We start from the raw sequence: 18,304 nt of genomic DNA on the forward strand, positions 1-18,304 counted from the left end.
GCATTAAATCGCAGCCGATGCTTCCGGCACAAGCCCAGATCGCCGGCATGTTTTTTCGGAAGCATTGCCACACAACCAAGGAGGCTTTGACTCATGTTGACAAACGATCGCCGTCCCGGAACGATGCTGGAGGCGGACGCCGCCCGGCAATCGTCGATTACGGACGAACAGAAGCAGTTTTTTCTCGACAACGGATTTCTCGTTATTCGCAATGTGCTGCGGGGCAAGGAGCTTGCCGACATGCAGGCGGCGATGATGGAGCTGGTGAACATCGGCGCCGCCGGCGTCGAGAACGATCCGGACTTCATGTACGGCATCGGCATGAAGAGCGGGAACCAAGTGCTGAAGCGGATCGAATACGTGATTCAGAAGCGCGATCCGGCCAAGGTGCTTTTGGGCCATCCGTTCATCTTGTCGTCGGTCGAAAAGGTCCAGGGAGCCAATTTCATCCCCACTTGGGACTCGATGGTGCTCAAAATGCCGGACGAAGGCATTATCGTCCCTTGGCATCGCGATTCCGAGCCTCCGGAAGGATGCGACGATCCGCGTCCGATCTTTAATGTCGACTTCTATATGGATGACGCCGATTTAAGCAGCTGCTTGTGGGTTATTCCCGGCAGCAACAAATGGACCAAAGAAGATGCCGACGCCCGCTGCCAACGCGCCGGATTCGACACATCGGACGCCATTCCGGTGCCGCTTAACGCCGGCGACGTCATTTTCCACGATATCAAAGTGCTGCACGGCTCGCCGAGCGGCGACGGCAATCCGTTGCGCCGCACCGTCTATTACGAATTCCGCCCGGGGGAAATCGAGCTGGAATTCGGGCCTCACGTGCCCGAGTATTTGCCGCTCAAGCAGCAGGTGCTGCTCGACTGCATCGAGCGCCGCAAGGCGGCGGAAGCCGGCCAGGGCGAAATGCCGTTCTCGTACCAGCCGACCGGCCATTTTGCCGTCGCCGAACGGGTGACGCCGCCAACCCACCGCTACCCGCACATGGAGTACTGGCGCAAGTCCAGAGGAAACTGACCCTTTGCAAATACACTCACAGCCGACGCGAACCGCGTTCGGCTTTTTTTACGGAAGGCCGGCTGTTTATATTCCGTTCACAAAAGTCGCGTATACTAATGCGCATGCGCGCGACCGGCGCCAAAAATCCGGTTTTACAACCAGCCATGGATTTGGCATAATAATCGCATCTGCGCATGATTGGCCGATTTTGACATTCTGCGGTCGAAAGGACCGGGAATGTCCCTTTTTGCATCCCGATTTCATACTGACTAAAGGAGGACCTTCGCGATGTTCAAGCTGTTTCGTTATGCCAAGCCGTACCGGGCGTGGGTCGCCGTCGTCGTCGTGCTGATGTTCGCGCAGGCGATCGGGCAGCTGTATTTGCCGACGCTGATGGCCGACATTGTCGACACGGGTGTCGTCACCGGCGATACCGCTTTCATCTGGCGCACGGGAGCGCTTATGCTGCTTGTCGCCGCGGCCGGCATGTTGTGCAACGTGTTCGCCGGTTACTTCTCCTCGCGCATCGCGAGCGGTTTCGGACGAATCGTGCGAGGCGAAGTGTTCGCGCATGCGGAGCGGTTTTCGCTGCAGGAGTTCGACCGCATCGGCACCGCGTCTCTCATCACGCGCACGACGAACGACATTACTCAGGTACAGCAAGTGCTGTTTATGATGCTGCGCATGTTTCTGAGCGCGCCGCTCATGATCGCCGGCGGCATCATCATGGCGGTGTCCAAGGATGCCAAGCTGTCGCTTGTGCTTGTTGCCGTCATTCCGATTCTGGTCGGCGCCATCGTGCTGATCGCTTCCAAGGGGGTGCCGCTGTTCCGCGCCATGCAAACGAAGCTCGACAAGCTTAATCTCGTGCTGCGCGAGAACTTGACGGGCATCCGCGTCATTCGCGCCTTCAATCGCACGGAGCGGGAACGGGTTCGCTTCGCCGACGCGAACAGCGATTTGACGGATACGGCCATTCGGGTCACGCGCATCATGTCGGTCATGTTTCCGGTCATGCTGCTTATTCTGAACTTGTCGATCGTGGCGATCATGTGGTTCGGCAGCGTTCGCGTCGACGACAACAACATCCAGGTCGGCGATTTGATGGCGTTTATCCAGTACGCCTCGCAAATTTTATTTTCGCTGACGATGGTATCGATGATGTTCATGATGGTGCCGCGGGCATCCGCGTCGGCGGTACGGATTCATGAAGTGCTCGGCATGAAGCCGGTCATTGCCGATGCGGCGGATGCCGTATCCGGCGTCAAGCCGCAAGGCAATGTCGAGTTCAAGAATGTGACGTTTTCGTATCCCGGCGCCGAACAGCCGGCGGTGCGCGATATTTCGTTCCGTGCCAATGCCGGCGAGATGACCGCGATTATCGGCGGCACCGGTTCAGGCAAGTCGACTATCGTCAACTTGCTGCTGCGGTTTTACGACGTCGAAAAAGGCAGCGTCCTTGTCGACGGCACCGACGTTCGCCGGTATACGCAGGAGAACTTGCGCAGCCGGATCGGATTCGTGCCGCAGAAGGCGGTGCTGTTCACGGGAACGGTGATGGAAAATATTCGTTTCGGCAACGAAAACGCGTCTGCCCAGGAAGTGGAGGCGGCGGCGGCCGTCGCCCAGGCGAGCGAGTTTATCGGCGAGCTGAAGGAAGGCTTCGACTCGATAATCGCCCAGGGCGGGGCTAACTTGTCCGGCGGCCAGAAGCAGCGTATGTCGATCGCCCGCGCGCTTGTTCGCAAGCCGCCGATCTATGTGTTCGACGACAGCTTCTCGGCGCTCGATTACAAGACCGACGCCAAGCTGCGCGCCGCTCTGCAGGAGCAAGTGAGCGACGCGGCGCTGATCGTCGTCGCCCAGCGCGTCAGCACGATCATGAACGCCGACCGGATCGTCGTGCTCGACGAAGGCGCGGTGGCGGGCATCGGCACGCATAAAGAATTGATGCAGAGCTGCAGCGTTTACCGCGAAATCGTATCGTCGCAGCTGTCGGAGGAGGAGAGCGCATGAGTCAGGCAGGCAACAAGCAAGGTGCGCCCAGGCCGCAAGGCGGACCGCCTCCGGGGATGCAGTTCGGCCGCGGACCGATGGGTATGATGCCGACGCAGAAAGCCAAGGACGCCAAAGGCGCTATGAAACGCCTGCTCGGCTACTTGCGCCAATTCAAAGGTTCGCTGCTCGTCATTCTGATTACCGCAATCATCGGCACCGTGTTCAACATCGTCAGCCCGAAAATTATGGGCCATATTACGACGCATCTGTTCAAGGCGGCGATGGAGCGGATTAACGGCGTTGCCGGCGCATCGATCGATTTTGACTATATCGGCCGCATTATGCTCATTCTGATCGGTTTGTATCTGGTCGGCGCGTTGTTTACGTTCATTCAGCAGTATATTGTCGCCGGCGTCGCCCAGCGCGTCGTGTACTTGCTGCGCAAGGAAGTGCAGGAGAAGCTGAACCGGCTGCCGCTGCGATATTTCGATTCGCGCACCCACGGGGAGATTTTGAGCCGCGCCACCAACGACGTCGACAACATCGGCACGAGCATGCAGCAGGTGCTGTCGCAGTTCATTTCGTCCGTGGTGCTGCTTATCGGCATTGTCGTCATGATGCTGACGATCAGCCCTTGGCTGACACTGATTACGATCGTTACGCTGCCGCTCAGCATTCTCGTGACGAAGAACATCGCCGGCAAATCGCAAAAATATTTCGGCGCCCAGCAAAAAACGCTCGGAGAACTGAACGGTCACGTCGAAGAAATGTACGGCGGCCATACGATCGTCAAAGCGTTCGGGCATGAAAAGAAATCGCTGGAGAAATTTCATGGCATTAATGAAAAGTTATTCGATTCCGCCTGGCGGGCGCAGTTCGTTTCCGGCATCATCATGCCCTTGATGATGTTCGTCGGCAACATCGGTTATGTGCTGGTCAGCGTCGTTGGCGGCATTATGGTCACGCGCAATGTGATTACGATCGGCGACGTACAGGCGTTTATCCAGTATTCGCAGCAATTTACGATGCCGATCACCCAGGTGGCGCAGATCGCCAACCTGATCCAATCGGCGCTCGCTTCGTCGGAACGCGTGTTCGAGCTGCTTGACGAACCGGAAGAAGTGCCGGAGCATGCGGCACCGGTTGCCCTCGCCGCGCCGAAAGGCAACGTCGCCTTTCACAACATCAGCTTCGGCTACAAGGAAGAGACGCCGATTATCGAGCATATGTCGATCGACGTGAAGCCGGGCCAGACCGTCGCCATCGTCGGCCCGACCGGCGCCGGGAAAACGACGCTCGTCAACCTGCTGATGCGTTTCTACGATATCGGCGAAGGCCGGATTACGATCGACGGCGTCGATATCCGCGACATGAAGCGCGGCAAGCTGCGCAGCTTGTTCGGCATGGTGCTGCAGGATACGTGGCTGTTCAACGGAACGATCCGCGATAACATCGCATACGGCCGCGACGGCGCTACCGAGGATGAAATCGTTCAGGCGGCCAAGGCGGCGTATGCGGACCATTTCATCCGCACGTTGCCAGACGGCTACAACACCGTGCTGAACGAAGAGGCGTCGAACATTTCGCAAGGGCAGAAGCAGCTGCTGACGATCGCGCGGGCGATCCTCGCCGATCCGGCGATCCTGATTCTCGACGAAGCGACGAGCAGCGTCGATACGCGGACCGAGCTGCATATTCAGCAGGCGATGGTCAACCTGATGCAGGGCCGCACAAGCTTCGTTATCGCGCACCGGCTGTCGACGATCAAAGGCGCCGACCTGATCCTCGTCATGAACCATGGCCGCGTGATCGAACAAGGCAACCATCAGGAGCTGATCGCGATGAACGGCTTCTACACCGACTTGTACAACAGCCAGTTCAGCGGCGGCAAGCCGCTGACGAGTGCGGGGTAATCCTCGACATAGAAGGCAATTCAGACAGACATGAGTCGCATTTGAAAGCTTCGGACAGTTCCCTTTTTGGGGGACTGTCCGTTTTTATTGGAATGAGATAGTTTAAAATATGGAAAATATGCTAAAATGTAATGAGTTTTATCGTGCAATCGATCGGCGATGAGAATCGGGGGCGGATGTTGTCAGATTAACGTGGAACAAGAAAGGGGGAGTGCCAAATAGGCAATTTTTTATGGCCTATTTGGTCAAAAATGGGTAGTGGCCACGAAATTGCCAATGATTTCACTGGCTATTCTTATCAATTTGGTCTGATTGGGGTCGTTCGGCCCAAATAACCAGCGTTTCCACTGGCTATTTTCGATGAGACGACCGAAATGAAGCAAATAAGCCATTTTTAATGTTACTACTTAGGTGGGGAGATTGGAGCTGGCCTCAAAAAAGGAGAGCAGAGAGGTAAGAAGGGGGGGGCTCGAAAAGTGCGGGAGCCTTTGTCTACGGTCCCGCCCGTTTTGGTCAACTAAAAATGGCTGTGCCACCCAAAGCGGACTTCAGGGAGGCCAATACCGGACGACCTTGTTTCATCAGCGTGGAGATGACGCTGCGCGTACGAGCAAACTGGTCCGCGCCTTTCTCTGTACGAAAGGTTCCCGACACTTTCATCTTCACCTTCACCATGCGAAGATCCCGTTCCGCCTGATTGTTGTCAAACGGCGCTTCGGCATCCCAAAGAAACCGGAGGACCGACTCTTGATGGAGCAAGAACCGTTCACCCAGATTCGCGGCTTTGCTTTTGCTTTTCCTGCCTTGGGGGCCCGTCTTCTCGCGGACCACATCCTGCTCCCATTCGGTCTTCCCGTGGGCGAGAATGGCCGCATATTGGTCCCGAATGGCGGCGATGTGCTCCTCCGGTAGCGGCACGCCGTCGAGCCGCGCTGCCTTGACCGACTCCCAGCTCTCCAGCAGGAGTGTCTTCATTTGGGCCGCCCACCGATGGCCGTCGTACTCGACAATGCCTTGGCATTCGCGCACCAAGTGCGCGTTGCATAGGATGTGCCAAAACAGATAGCACGTTTTAAAGTAAGAGGTCAGACAGTCATGAACGACTTTCCCGAGATAGGTAGGAAGCACCTTCAGCGAGTCTGTTCCCTTGCTTCCGCGGCTGGCGTCAACGCCAAGCAGCGTCCACGCTGCATTGGAGACCACGTGCAACCACTGCTTCTTGCCCTCTACTTGGACACCGGTCTCATCGACGTGAACCACCGGACTGCGCAACAGTTGCTCCCGAATGGTTTCTTCCGCCGGCTCAAGTGCGTCGGACATGTCGCGGAGATGGGCGAGCAAGGTCGCTTCACTCGGCCGAAGTCCGGTCAGATCGGCAAACAATTGGGCGATGCGCTCCAGCGGCAGCATCTGATAGGTGCTGAAATAGTTAGTCAACGCGACAAACCCGTCCCCATACTGCGTCGGCGCACTCACGCGGCTTGGGAACGCAGCTTGCTGGATGTTCCCACAACAGGGACAACAGACTTGGAAGACGCGATGTTCGGTCGTCACCACCCGCGGCGGCGGGAAGTCCACGACTTGCCGCCTCTCGTACTGCTCTCCTTGGACCTCCTCGAGCGGGTGGAAACAACGCGTACAAACGGTGGGATGGTGCGTCACGACTTCATCGGGGCGATCGGTGAAGAGAAGCGTATGACCGGAATGTCCGTCGGGCGCTCCCTTCTTACCGCCGGGTTTTCTCAGGTTCGTCGGTTTCCGAAACCCGTCGCTGGATGGCGGCTTACTGCTATTCTGGCTGTTTTGTCCCAACTGACGCTCGAGGTCCCGAACGCGCGTCTCCAGCTTCTCGATATGGGCAAGGAGCATCTGGATGAAACCTTCGATTTCAGGGTCACCTTTGCTGATCGTTTTCACTTGTTCCGGGGTTACCTTCATCGGGGCTTCATCTCCTTTATTGAAGATTCTGTATGTCACTTATTCTTCAACGCGGAGCATTTCCCTTTCGTTCCCTTGGAAAAACTTTACCCCACCTAAGTAGTAACTTTTTAATGGACTATTTCTCTCCTGGTCGAACGATCGGGTACGGTGGACGCTTAGGAGATACAACTGTTAGCTCAAAATGTCAGGGAACGTTGCCGCTTAAGTTAAGTCCGCTTACATAGCAACCAGTATGTCGGGTAGCTGGGGTCCAACTTAACAACAATTCGGGTCGTCGCAGTCGTTGGAGTATTCTAGCGGATCAAGAATATGAGAGTTTAACCAACTATTACCGTATTTTCAGCGGACCGGCTGGCATCCACCTTTGATCTGCCCTAGATATTTTGAGGAAGCGGTGTCAGGCAGACAATCCTGCGAGGCTAAGTGAAGAGCCATCGGTAGCTAAAGCTGTAGGCGCTCATGTCTTTCTTGACTTTCTTGAATTGCTGTAACTTGAACGATAACTTTATGTACATCTATAGCAAGAGCATCCATCTTTGCATCTGTTTCATCGATTCTAGTGCGGACAGCAGAAGATATCTGATTAAGTTCTCTGAGTTGTTCAAGAATTAAATCTAGTTTAGCCAAGCCGGTTCACCACCTGAAAGAAGAAACGTCTTGATTATATCAAAGGGACGATGGGAGAGGAATAAAGGTTATATTGATGGGGAGCAACCCAGGATGGTTTTTAAAGAACATATCGTAACCAGAATAATGATAGTGGGATTTGTTGTGCTTATTTATTACATGATCACAGGCAGTGCCAATCTTTTGGAGAGTCCGTTTTATTCATTCTTACTTATAGTTGTGATTGCAGCACGAAGTGGAATGTACTATAAAATTGAAGACGGATTCCTTATTAGATATGTTTTATTTGTTCCGATGGGCAAGAAAATTGAGGTAAGCAGGATAAGACATATTGTCAAGATCTCCAAAAGGAAAGCGGGTCATCTAAAGATTCATATCGGAAAATCCCCAAAAGAAGATGAATATCAATTGTTTATGTATAGCAATGAATCGATAAAAATAAGCAGTACCTATTCAAATAAAGACAGACAAACAATTGAAAATTATATTATCAAGCAATACAAGGTTAAATGGTCGGAAGAAGAGCAAGTAAAATACTTTTCTTAGCCAACTTGAACAAGATGCTGACAAACCAAAACCAAGGCCCCTTGATGCAGGGTCCTTGGTTCGTTCTTATTGCTTATTTTTTAACCACCGGCACCCAAAACTCGCCGTAGAAAGTGCCGTCGCCGTTATCTTTGCGATAAGTCGCATTCGGACCGCCGATGTAAGCATAGTCGGTGATTTGGGACAAGACTTCGCCAAAAGCGCGGTAAGTCAGTTGATCGAACAAAGTTTCCTTATCGCCATTTCCTGCGACCACGATGTACTCGCTCTCCGGAAACTCGATGATGCGCGTTGCGTCACCTACGGATTTACTGGCTTCTACCGCGAAATAATTCCACGGTTTGCCTTGATAAACCTCGTTGACTGACCATTCGCGATCGTCTTTTGCGGCGCCTTTAAGCTTATCGAAACGCCCGTCAGCCTTGAGTCCGCCCCAAAACTCGGCTTTTTCCTTTTGCATAGCCGGCATGTCCTGGAAATTCGACCGGATCGAAAAACCGTAAGCGGTCAAAGTGAATGATTTTTTGTGTTCAAGTGTGTATTCTGCCATGCGGATGCTCCTTTTATCCAGGTTAGGCTTCGATTTTCTTGGCGCGAAGCCACATTTCGCCGTAAAATTCGCCGTTTTCAGCTGCTTTGACGAATGTGGAGTTGCCCGGACCAACGTATTTGTAGTCTGTGATTTCTTGCATCATCCCGCCAAAAAATTTGCCTGTGATTTCGTCAGCAAGACGGTTTTTGTCAGCGCCCGTGCCTGGCACGACGATATAGTCGCCAGCGAGGAAATCGAGAACGACCGCGCCTTCCACGTCGAACTCGCCCATCACGCCGAAACCGCGCCAAGCTTTTCCGTTGATGACGTAGTTAATTTGATATTCTTGCCCGTCGGCGAGCGCGAGAAGTTCGGCAAGCTTGCCGTTTTCCGTGATTTCCGCTTTTTTCGCTGCCGTTTTTGCCGCATTGCCTGCCCAGTCGTTGAAGTCTTCAAATGAAACACCAAAAGCAGTCATTTTGTAGTTTTCCGAGATTGTTTGGATGGAGTAGGTAGCCATTTTATTCTCTCCTTTGCGGATTTGTTTTGACAAGCTTGATTCTATTTGCCTAATGTATCAAAAAATGATACTAATAAAATTATGAAGAAAACAGAACGAGTAAACCTGATCATGCGCTATATCAACAACCGCGCACATTTTACGATTGCCGAGATTCAGCGGGAGTTCAAGATTTCCCGCGCGACGGCGATCCGCGACATTAACGAGATTCAGGCGATGGGTTTTCCGCTGACGACCGAGCTTGGGCGCGGTGGCGGCTACTTTGTCCTGCAAAATCAGTATCTGCCCGCCACCCGCTTCACGCCGGATGAGCTGAAGGCGATTTTCATCAGTTTTATCGCCTCGAAAAATTCGCAGCTGCCCTATCTGCAAAATCGCCGCTCAATCACTGAAAAGCTGATCGGAATCGCTTCTCAGGTCCAGCAAGACGAGCTGATCGAGCTGAATCATATCTTGCTTTTCGAAAATACGAATCCTGCCAATCCGACTCTATTGGAGCTCGACGATGCGGCGCCGGCGGAGCTGAACCAGCTCATTTCGCTTGCTGTGCGGAATAAGCATTTGCGCGTGACTTATGAGCGAAGTCCTGGCTGGCCGCAGTTGATGGACGTTTTTTTACTGCATATTTTCAACTCGAACGCTCGGTGGCTGGTCGAAGTTTATGATTTTGACACGGATGAGTTTCGTTATTTGCCCGTTGAGATGCTGCGGGATTCGACAATTTCCGAGACGAAGATGAAGTGGTCCGAGCAAGAGATTTTAAGCAAAAAACGGCTTGTCGCACGTGAGTCCAATCTTGTGGTGAAGCTTGATACGATTGGGATTCAGCGCTTTAAGCGCATGCACCCGCCAGGAATTATTTTGTCCTTGACCGGGATGTTTCAGTCGAGCGGGATGTTCAACATTCAGCTGGATGTGACCGATGTCGAGGCGCTGGCGTATTATGCGGATTGGCTTTTGTTTTTGGGGAAAGGGGTCGAGTTTGAACGGATTCCTGATGAACTTCGCGTGATTTTGGAAGAGCGTTTGGCAAATTTAACCTTTCCGCTAACGGGGGACAGCAGGTTCAAGTAGTCGCTGAGACGAAGAGGGGGACACAGAATGAAGACGATCAAGGGTATGATGGACCATCTGATTTGGGCGGACGGGCGCATCATGGACGCGCTCGAGCAGAGCAAGACGAAGAACAAGGACCTACTGAAGCTGGTTCGGCACGTCGCGGTCGCAGAACGAGTCTGGCTGTCCCGATTGAAGGGCACGGGCAGCGCGCCATATTCGTTGTGGGAGGAAACGGAAGACCTGACGGCGATCCGGACGATGTTCGCAGAAAACGCCAAGCAATATCGCGTCTATATCGACGGGCTTGAGGAATCCGGGTTGGACGAGATGATCGACTATGCGAACCAAAGCGGGGTTCCGTTCCGAACGTCCATCCGGGACATCCTGTCGCAAGTCCTCTTGCATGGGCAATATCACCGGGGACAGATCAACCGGGCACTTCGGATCGAATCGGCAGAGCCTGCCCAAGTCGATTACATCACGTTTGCGAGGTCCAACAGGGATTGAACCGGTCAGATGCGAATCTATCGATATGAGCAGCAGCTTTGCGGTTGGCGGTCAGTTTTTCTCAACAGTGGATGGTGAAATTAATGGATGGGGAGGAAGCAATATGGAATCTTTTGCCGACTATTTAGCGCGTATTGCCATCCCGTTGCACCGTGAGTGATTGGAAGAAGTGTTGACTTAGGTGCCGAAGCAATTTCCGAATTTGGAAGCTGGCGTGGAATCAGCCGAAGTATACCGATCACGCACGTTTATTATTGGTTTTAGCGCAGCCAAACATCCTTACGGAGAATCATTAAAAAATTTTTTATTACTGATGTATACAGAAGTGAGGGCATATCCAATGAGTAACTACTAAAGAGAAGTTTTAACTATGTAATAATGCAATTGGCGAAAACCGTAAAGTACAAGGAGGCAAAGAAATGATTTTTTTCGAGAAAACAAATAAACTGTCCAATTACTTATTTGTAAATTTTATACTATTTTTCATTCTGTCTATCATCTTCTTTGCAAGCAGCCAGTTCACAGAGATTCTTTCGTATAACTTCACCAATGATTTAAGGGGAACCGTCTGGATGATAATTTGTTTTATGATTTCGATTGCTTCGTTAATTACTGGAGGATCACTAAAGTATTTGATAAAAGAAGCCAATGATGAAATGAAATTGCTTGAAGATAGAATGAAAAGAGATAAGCTTTCGTAGTTATTGGAGATTTCAAAGAGGGCAATAACTTCGTCTAACACCGTTTTCACGCAGATCCCGGATCTGCCCATGGCTTCTCGGGATAGCGAAATCTCCGAGATTAACAATAAGAAATAACGATGTTCATTTACGGAACAACTTCGAAAACGGTGCCTTGGTTGGCATCGGCCACTTTCATGGAACCATAAACTCCTAAATATAAGCTGGTTTGATTCAGATTCGCTCCCAAGCTAACATAATAAGCGGATTGTGAACCAAAAGGATCATCGGTTTCTATAACATGATAATCATTCGTCATTCCATCCGATCTTACCCTGGTATAAGCCAGGACCCCTCTAACCGGAAGCCGAGATGGTTGTTTCCGAGCAAGATCGATAAACACAATGCTTCCCGTTAAGCCGTAGATTTCATTTCCCATATAGGGCTGGACGCCTGTAAGTGCAGTTCCTGCAAATTTATCGGGCCTTGGATCCTGATGAAAATAGCTGGTTAACGGCTGAAGACGTTTCGCCGACATTTTTACTGCATCATCGTAGTAGGCGATTGTTTTCACATCCAAGGCCGGATTTGATGAGCAGCGCGTTAGCACCGATGTGGGAAAGGCACCTTCCCATCCTCGCCAACCCAGGTTAATCGATCCTTCTAGGTCGGTTTCTGACTCCTTCGTTGAAGCTTGAACAAGCCAGGTAACCGGTAGGGGGCGATAATAAGTGAACGAAAAAATCGACTCGACGAGATCTTGTCCGACATTGCCGGCGTATTTGATGTAATGCTGATCAAACCTTTGATATGAAAGGCCAGGTATATTGCGAACTCCTTTGGCCATTACCGTAAGCATTTCCTGAATGGGTACGGGAAGCTCATGGAATCGTGTGACGACAGGCGGATTTTCGATCCACGTCTGATTCGCGATGTCAATTTCAATAATTTTCCCAGCGAGTTCCATATTGTCCTGGCTTAAATGAAAAGGATCGTAGCCGGATCCGCCATCTCCGGTGGTCAAAACAAGTTTTCCCGTTTCAGGTGAAAAAGTTAAGCTATTGACTCCATTATGATTTAAAAATGGCCTGCGAATATTCAGCAAGGTCCGCCGTTTTTGAGGTCGGCCATTTGCCTGCATCATCCATTCTTCAACTGTATCCATATGATCGTAATGAATTTCCCGATTGGTCCACTTCAGGTTCAAAGTTCCAGGATCGCACGGGTCGGGCTTAAACGATTCAAAGGTGCCTGGAAGAGCACCCGGTCCTTGAGATCCGGCTACCGAATAATGGAGATAAAACAGACCGTTATAGTAAAATTGGGGATGAAAGGCCAGTCCCAGCAATCCTCTTTCATCATATCCGCCACCAGTAGCTCCAAGTTTCATGATTCGCGGGCGAATGTCTAAAAAAGTCCCGATTACTCCGTTCCTTATGTAAAGGATCTCTCCTACTTGAGTTGCGATTAATAAACTTTCTGTTGAGTCGCCCGGCAAATAGGTTGTTTTCAAAACGGTGGGCATATTGATGTTTCTGACAATGGGTCGTAAACTGACGGTAACGTTTATCAAAAGCTTTCCCCTCCAGTTTATCGATTTTCTTTATCAAAATATGATTGGAACGATTCTTATAGTACCTAAGGTACGAAGCGCTCCAGGAACGCCACTTCCCTTGTCTGGCGACTTGGTGATGGGTCGAATCAAGTGAAAAATGATAAAATAAATAGGGTTCAGAAAGCTATGCAAGACGATTTGAGAATAGGAGGGAACGGCATGGAAGTTTTCGCCGACTATTTAGTGCGTATTGCCAACCCGCTGCATCGGGAGCGTATGGAAGAAGTATTGACCTGGGTTACGAAACAATTTCCGCATTTGGAACCGAAGCTGGCGTGGAATCAGCCGATGTATACCGATCACGGCACGTTTATTATCGGTTTTAGCGCAGCCAAACATCATATGGCTTTTGCTCCGGAACGAGCGGGAATGATTCATTTTGCCGATAAAATTGCCCAATCCGGCTACGAGTATACCAAGGAGTTGGTTCGGGTCCGGTGGGATCGTCCGGTTCCTTACGGTTTGCTTGAGAACATGATCGATTTTAATATAACGGATAAAGCGGATTGTTCCACCTTTTGGCGGAAATAGCAAGGAGGCGATACCGTGGAAGGCTGGAAACAGGCGCTGGACATATTTCTGATGGAATGGCGGGGGAATCCGATCGTTACCGGAGCGCTCGTCTGCGGCAGCTATGTCACCGGTAACGCTACGAAACATTCGGACATCGATGTGCATTTGTTGCTCGACGAGGAAGCGGATTGGAGGGAACGTGGCAATAAGGTCGTCGCCGGTTATTTGATCGAATATTTCATGAACCCGCCGCGGCAAATCCGGGCCTATTTTCAGGAGGACTACCACGATCGCCGCAAAATGTCGATGGTCCAATTTGTTACAGGCCAAGTGCTGTGGGATCGGACGGGGACTCTCCAGTTATTGCGGCGGGAAGCACAGGAATGGATGGACAAGCCCTATGAAAAGATGCCATCTGTTCGTCTCGAGCAACTCAAGTACGGATTGTGGGATATGCAAGATAATTTTCACGATTGTGCGGATCGCGGCGGGGAAGAACTCCGTTCGGTTTATTTCAACTCATTGCACCATTTGTTCAAGAGCTACTGTGAATTTCTTCATCTGGAGGAAATCCCTTATCATCAGTTGCTTGCTTACTTGACGGAGCCAAGCTATCTTGGCAAATACCTGAAAGAACCGTTCCCTGACAAGGAGTTTGCAGCATTGTTTGTCAAGGCTGTGAAAGCGGAAGAAATCGGCGATTTTGTTCTTCATTACGACTTGTTGACCGAGTATGTTTTGCATAAAATGGGCGGCTTCCATATCGACGGTTGGAGGCTAAGAAGCGCATCAAAATAGGGCGTTGATGTGGACTTCTGTCAAGGTATCCGCTGCGTGGAAAATTGTGTTAAAATAAGAGGGGACAGCGGTTTATGAGTTGTTGAAGCGGTTCTGAAAGGAAAGAAGAACAGTGGAAAAACCAGTCAAGCTTAAAGAAATAATGGATGGCATGGACCTTCAATTTGATGAGTTCCGAACTTTCCTGAATGTCAAAAAAGGCGAAGTGATTACCGTTTCTCAGGAAGCGCTTCGGCTGGCAGAAGACGAGGAGCCTACGGACCATTTGCCGGAGTGGCAACAGAATGATATAAGGGCCGCCATTGACGTGGTCGAAAATTTCGACGGATACATCGATCTTCCCGATCGATACGAGATCAATGAATATGAAATGATGGAAGACTTCTGCTATACGCTTGCAAATCAAAGAGATCAAGATTCTTTGCTTGACGCCATTCGCGGAAAAGGCGCCTTCAGAAGATTTAAAGATCTGGTGGGCTACATTGGAGTTGAAAAGAAATGGTACGCCTTTCGGGATGAGCGGTATAAACAAGTCGCGATTGATTGGTGCGATGCTCATAACGTGAAATATGTGGAGTAAATATATAACTGGGGATAGCCGATGCAGGGGTATAATGTGTTGATGATCTACAATATGGACATGAGCCGCATTCTCATGTGCAAACGATTAAAAGAGCCGTACAAAGGGCTGAGCAATTTCGTCGGGGGGAAAATCGAACCCGGGGAATTGGGAATGGCCGCGGCATATCGCGAGTTGGCCGAAGAGACCGCCATTACCCAGGCGGATGTGGAGTTGCGCCATTTGATGGATTTTACCTATCACTTGCATCAATGCTACGTGGAAGTTTATGCCGGCGTGCTGAATCGCGAGGTGACCATTGCCGGTGAGGAAAATGAATTGTATTGGTCAGAGTTGAACCGCCCTTTTTTCGATATGACGCAGTACGCCGGCGAAGGGAACATCGGGCATATGATCGAACAGGTGAAATTGAGCCGGCATTTATTTTTAAAATAAGCGATCTCATTTCTGAGGAGGAAATCGTTTGCCTTGGCCGATGGTGCATCTGGCTGTCTCCGATCGTTTATTTGCGGGAGAGGCCACGCCGGCTCTGTTGCTCGGTTGTATCGCTCCGGACGCCATCCACATGAGAGGAAATATTTCTCGGGAAGAGAAGGGCGTTGCGCATTTTGTCCGTGACCAAAAGCTTCCGGACATATCGCTTATTTTGGAGAAATGTGTGGAATACGGCGGTCGTCGATCGGAGATGGAGTGGAAACATTTTGTGCTTGGTTACTTCTCGCATATTTATACGGATGTACGGTGGACTCATACTGTGTATGCCGATTTTGAGAACCGCTGCAGAGGCGAAAAAAATACGATTCGATCGACCTACAATAGCGAAGCAAGCCAATTGGAATTTACGTTGATGAGCGAATTGGAAAACTCCGACCGACTGTTGGCCAAACTTTCGGGAGCCTCGAGCTTTGAGATGTCGCCCTTTGTAACGTTGGCGGAAGTCGATCAGTATCGACAGAGCAAATTGGCGTGGTTGAGCGAGCCGTTGAACGAACCGCAGCAGGAGCTCCAGTATTTTCAAACAGACCGCATACTCCATTTCATTCACGATACCGTTAAAGAATGGAATGAGCTAACAATACGTCATGAATTGAAGTGGTAGCGGGGGAGTTTTTTTAAGGAGGGGCCGGATGCAAGTAATACAAACGGGTGACGCCATGCTTCTGGCGCGTCTCAACAAGGATGTTCACGAATTACATGTATCGCTGTATCCGCAGTATTTCAAGGAATATAGGGTCGAGGAGATACTGGAATTTTTCTCGAAGGCGACAGGGGATTCGCGATTTCTTTTCTTTGTACTCGAAGACAACGGCAAATATTTCGGTTATGCCTGGGTGGAGATCAAGGAGTACCGGGAGAACGCCTTCATGAAAGCGTATCGATCCGTCTTTGTGCATCAACTGAGTATTGGCAGCGAGCATCGCGGCAAAGGTTTGGGCTCCCTATTAATGAACACGATCTACGAGCTTGCGGCGAGCCGCGGCATTCGGAGGATTGAACTCGATTATTGGGCGGACAATCATTCGGCCGCCAGTTTTTATGACAAACAAGGGTTTCAAGCATATAGAACTTATGTGTTCAAAGATCTGGAAGATTAAGATAAGCTAACCAACGAAAGGACCTTCCATGAAAAAGACAGTTTACGTCATTTCGGGACCGGCCGGGGTGGGAAAGTCGACGACGTCGCGCAAGTTGGTGGAGGCGCTGGACAGAAGCGCCTATCTGTCGGGTGACGATATTAGTCATATCCCGGTCAACGGCAGAGGAAAGCCTTGGCTCGACCCGAAGACGAACGAATTGACTTGGAAAAATATACGGTGCTTGACCCGCAATTTGTTGGATGATGAGTATGATGTCGTCATCGACTATGTGGCGTTTCCGAAGGAAGTCTACTGGTTGTCCGAACAACTGAACGATCGCGAGATCAGGCTCGTTTATGTCGTGCTGCTTGTCGACCGGGAAACCATTGTGACCAGGGATCGATTGAGACCGGAGACGGAGCAGATGGGAGAACGGAGCTTGATCCTGCTCGATGAATTCGAACGGGACAGCGAGCTGCCGCAATCAAACAAGCTGTACACGCAAACGTATACCGTCGAACAATTGCCCACCATTCTCGCTGCCATCATGACCAACGACCAGTACCGCATGCGATAACGACGGGGAGGCAACCGATGATCGACAACCGGCTGCAGGAGCTGTTGCAGCAACATCCGAGTTTGACGAAGGATTTGGAGCTGGTCCGTCAATTGCGGCTGCCTGATTGGTGCATTGCCGCAGGCTACGTGCGGAATTACGTCTGGGATTGCTTGCACGGCTATGACGAAGAAACGCCGCTGAACGATGTCGATGTGCTTTATTACGATCCCGAAGATCTTCGGGAAGAGACGGAAAAGCAATGGGAGCGTCAGCTTCGGCAGCTGGCGCCGACATATCCATGGTCGGTCAAAAATCAAGCGAGAATGCACCTGAGGAATCAAGAGCCTCCCTACATGACAATGGCAGACGCGATGATGCGGTGGCCGGAAACCGCAACGGCGATCGGCGTCTATTCGCAGCCGGATGGCAGGATCGGCGTCATTGCGCCACATGGTTCGGATGATTTGCTCGGCTTGATCGTCCGGCAAAGCCCCTACTTTCAAGATACCTCCAAGTTTCTGAAGCGAGTGCACAGCAAAAAATGGCTGGAACGTTGGCCCAAGCTGAAATTGATCGAATGACGGCTGTATGAACGTGGTCGTCCAAAAGGAGTAGGCAATCATGTTTAACGCAAATAAAATATTAGGCGTCGTGCTGATGATCGGCAGTGTGCTGCTGGCAACGATCGATCGCGTTTCGATCCGCATAGCGGAAGCGATTATCCAATCCGGCGACGCTCCACGCGGCCCGACGGGAGAGCGTGTCTACCTGATCGACGGCTCTTACGGGATCTTGATCTATTTGATGTTCTTCATCGGTTTTCTGTTGCTGGTGGCCGGCTTTCCCGGCAGTGTGAAGCGCAAATCGTCAAACGCCGTGAACGAGCGTTAGAACCCGTAAGCGGTAAATGATGGATACCAGGGCAATCGCTTACGAATGGTTACTATTCACCGTCACCCTGCTCCTGAGACACGATTCCGTGACGATTCATCTTTTGAGATCGAGCAGGTGCTTTCATTGCTTGTTTGATCAACGGCAACTCCCCTTGTCTTTTTCCAGCTTAGGTTTACTTTCGTAAGCGATTGTCCTGCCATTGATACCCGTATGATTGACAGATTTCGTGAAAGCAGCGTATAGTCATACTAGGTAAATCCACTGGGGGCGCCCGTACGGGCTGAGATAAGGCGTTGCCGCCTTTGTCCCTTCGAACCTGATCTGGGTCATACCAGCGTAGGAAAGTGGGAATGTGCATGCGACGCTTATGGATTCTTCGCGGCGGACGACGCCGTGTTACGGAACCGATGGCATCCGGGCATGCCGGCACAGGC

General features: G+C 51.1%; 20 protein-coding genes and 1 riboswitch. Of the genes, 15 read left to right on the plus strand and 5 right to left on the minus strand.

Features of this window, described 5'->3' with window-relative positions:
* The first annotated feature begins 93 nt into the window (after positions 1 to 93).
* The 3 genes from EXY20_RS02900 (at position 94) to EXY20_RS02910 (ending at position 4,922) form a co-directional block, all read left to right on the plus strand.
* Complete coding sequence (locus EXY20_RS02900) at positions 94 to 1,029, plus strand: phytanoyl-CoA dioxygenase family protein (protein WP_135547393.1); 936 nt, start codon at positions 94 to 96, stop codon at positions 1,027 to 1,029.
* 270 nt (positions 1,030 to 1,299) lie between these two features.
* Complete coding sequence (locus tag EXY20_RS02905) at positions 1,300 to 3,027, plus strand: ABC transporter ATP-binding protein (protein WP_135547394.1); 1,728 nt, start codon at positions 1,300 to 1,302, stop codon at positions 3,025 to 3,027.
* Positions 3,024 to 4,922 (plus strand): ABC transporter ATP-binding protein, encoded by a 1,899-nt coding sequence (locus EXY20_RS02910; protein ID WP_135547396.1) that lies wholly within the window; start codon positions 3,024 to 3,026, stop codon positions 4,920 to 4,922. The genes EXY20_RS02905 and EXY20_RS02910 overlap by 4 nt, the downstream gene beginning before the upstream one ends.
* A gap of 513 nt (positions 4,923 to 5,435) precedes the next feature.
* Here EXY20_RS02910 and tnpC read toward each other — a convergent pair.
* Together tnpC and EXY20_RS02920 are read right to left on the minus strand one after the other, a co-directional pair.
* Positions 5,436 to 6,860, minus strand: coding sequence for an IS66 family transposase (gene tnpC / locus EXY20_RS02915; RefSeq protein ID WP_135547397.1), 1,425 nt, complete (start codon positions 6,858 to 6,860; stop codon positions 5,436 to 5,438).
* A 444-nt stretch (positions 6,861 to 7,304) separates the two neighbouring features.
* Positions 7,305 to 7,490, minus strand: a complete 186-nt coding sequence (locus EXY20_RS02920) for a hypothetical protein (RefSeq protein WP_135547399.1) — start codon at positions 7,488 to 7,490, stop codon at positions 7,305 to 7,307.
* A gap of 93 nt (positions 7,491 to 7,583) precedes the next feature.
* Here EXY20_RS02920 and EXY20_RS02925 point away from each other — a divergent pair, with 93 nt between their 5' ends.
* Complete coding sequence (locus EXY20_RS02925) at positions 7,584 to 8,036, plus strand: hypothetical protein (protein WP_135547401.1); 453 nt, start codon at positions 7,584 to 7,586, stop codon at positions 8,034 to 8,036.
* Positions 8,037 to 8,109: 73 nt separating this feature from the next.
* Here EXY20_RS02925 and EXY20_RS02930 read toward each other — a convergent pair whose 3' ends face one another.
* Together EXY20_RS02930 and EXY20_RS02935 are read right to left on the minus strand one after the other, a co-directional pair.
* Positions 8,110 to 8,586, minus strand: a complete 477-nt coding sequence (locus EXY20_RS02930) for a GyrI-like domain-containing protein (RefSeq protein WP_135547402.1) — start codon at positions 8,584 to 8,586, stop codon at positions 8,110 to 8,112.
* Between the two features lie 22 nt (positions 8,587 to 8,608).
* Complete coding sequence (locus EXY20_RS02935; protein WP_135547404.1) at positions 8,609 to 9,088, minus strand: hypothetical protein; 480 nt, start codon at positions 9,086 to 9,088, stop codon at positions 8,609 to 8,611.
* A gap of 81 nt (positions 9,089 to 9,169) precedes the next feature.
* On the opposite strand from EXY20_RS02935, the gene EXY20_RS02940 reads away from it, so the two are divergent.
* Positions 9,170 to 10,162, plus strand: coding sequence for a helix-turn-helix transcriptional regulator (locus EXY20_RS02940; protein WP_268965913.1), 993 nt, complete (start codon positions 9,170 to 9,172; stop codon positions 10,160 to 10,162).
* Between the two features lie 27 nt (positions 10,163 to 10,189).
* Entirely contained in the window at positions 10,190 to 10,654 is a 465-nt protein-coding gene (locus EXY20_RS02945) for a DinB family protein (RefSeq protein ID WP_135547407.1), read from the plus strand.
* A gap of 828 nt (positions 10,655 to 11,482) precedes the next feature.
* Here EXY20_RS02945 and EXY20_RS02950 read toward each other — a convergent pair.
* The gene (locus tag EXY20_RS02950; protein ID WP_135547409.1) at positions 11,483 to 12,907 is read right to left on the minus strand and encodes a PQQ-dependent sugar dehydrogenase; all 1,425 of its coding nucleotides are present in this window, start codon (positions 12,905 to 12,907) and stop codon (positions 11,483 to 11,485) included.
* Positions 12,908 to 13,108: 201 nt separating this feature from the next.
* Here EXY20_RS02950 and EXY20_RS02955 point away from each other — a divergent pair, with 201 nt between their 5' ends.
* From EXY20_RS02955 to EXY20_RS02995, 9 genes are all read left to right on the plus strand, one after another.
* Complete coding sequence (locus EXY20_RS02955) at positions 13,109 to 13,480, plus strand: iron chaperone (protein WP_135547412.1); 372 nt, start codon at positions 13,109 to 13,111, stop codon at positions 13,478 to 13,480.
* A 15-nt stretch (positions 13,481 to 13,495) separates the two neighbouring features.
* Complete coding sequence (locus EXY20_RS02960; protein ID WP_135547415.1) at positions 13,496 to 14,260, plus strand: nucleotidyltransferase domain-containing protein; 765 nt, start codon at positions 13,496 to 13,498, stop codon at positions 14,258 to 14,260.
* A gap of 112 nt (positions 14,261 to 14,372) precedes the next feature.
* Positions 14,373 to 14,840, plus strand: coding sequence for a UPF0158 family protein (locus EXY20_RS02965; RefSeq protein WP_135547417.1), 468 nt, complete (start codon positions 14,373 to 14,375; stop codon positions 14,838 to 14,840).
* A 21-nt stretch (positions 14,841 to 14,861) separates the two neighbouring features.
* Entirely contained in the window at positions 14,862 to 15,275 is a 414-nt protein-coding gene (locus EXY20_RS02970; protein WP_135547419.1) for an NUDIX hydrolase, read from the plus strand.
* A gap of 28 nt (positions 15,276 to 15,303) precedes the next feature.
* Positions 15,304 to 15,939, plus strand: a complete 636-nt coding sequence (locus EXY20_RS02975; protein WP_135547421.1) for a hypothetical protein — start codon at positions 15,304 to 15,306, stop codon at positions 15,937 to 15,939.
* Positions 15,940 to 15,967: 28 nt separating this feature from the next.
* Positions 15,968 to 16,435, plus strand: coding sequence for a GNAT family N-acetyltransferase (locus tag EXY20_RS02980; protein ID WP_135547423.1), 468 nt, complete (start codon positions 15,968 to 15,970; stop codon positions 16,433 to 16,435).
* Between the two features lie 28 nt (positions 16,436 to 16,463).
* Positions 16,464 to 16,994: an AAA family ATPase gene (locus tag EXY20_RS02985; protein WP_135547425.1), complete on the plus strand. Its 531-nt coding sequence runs from the start codon at positions 16,464 to 16,466 to the stop codon at positions 16,992 to 16,994.
* Positions 16,995 to 17,011: 17 nt separating this feature from the next.
* On the plus strand, positions 17,012 to 17,557 hold the full coding sequence (locus EXY20_RS02990; RefSeq protein ID WP_135547427.1) for a nucleotidyltransferase family protein: 546 nt from the start codon (positions 17,012 to 17,014) through the stop codon (positions 17,555 to 17,557).
* A gap of 40 nt (positions 17,558 to 17,597) precedes the next feature.
* Positions 17,598 to 17,867, plus strand: a complete 270-nt coding sequence (locus EXY20_RS02995; RefSeq protein WP_135547429.1) for a hypothetical protein — start codon at positions 17,598 to 17,600, stop codon at positions 17,865 to 17,867.
* 256 nt (positions 17,868 to 18,123) lie between these two features.
* A riboswitch (TPP riboswitch) is annotated at positions 18,124 to 18,230 on the plus strand.
* Positions 18,231 to 18,304: the final 74 nt, after the last annotated feature.

Origin of the sequence: Paenibacillus cymbidii, assembly GCF_004764705.1 — a bacterium.
Taxonomy (GTDB): domain Bacteria; phylum Bacillota; class Bacilli; order Paenibacillales; family NBRC-103111; genus Paenibacillus_AN; species Paenibacillus_AN cymbidii.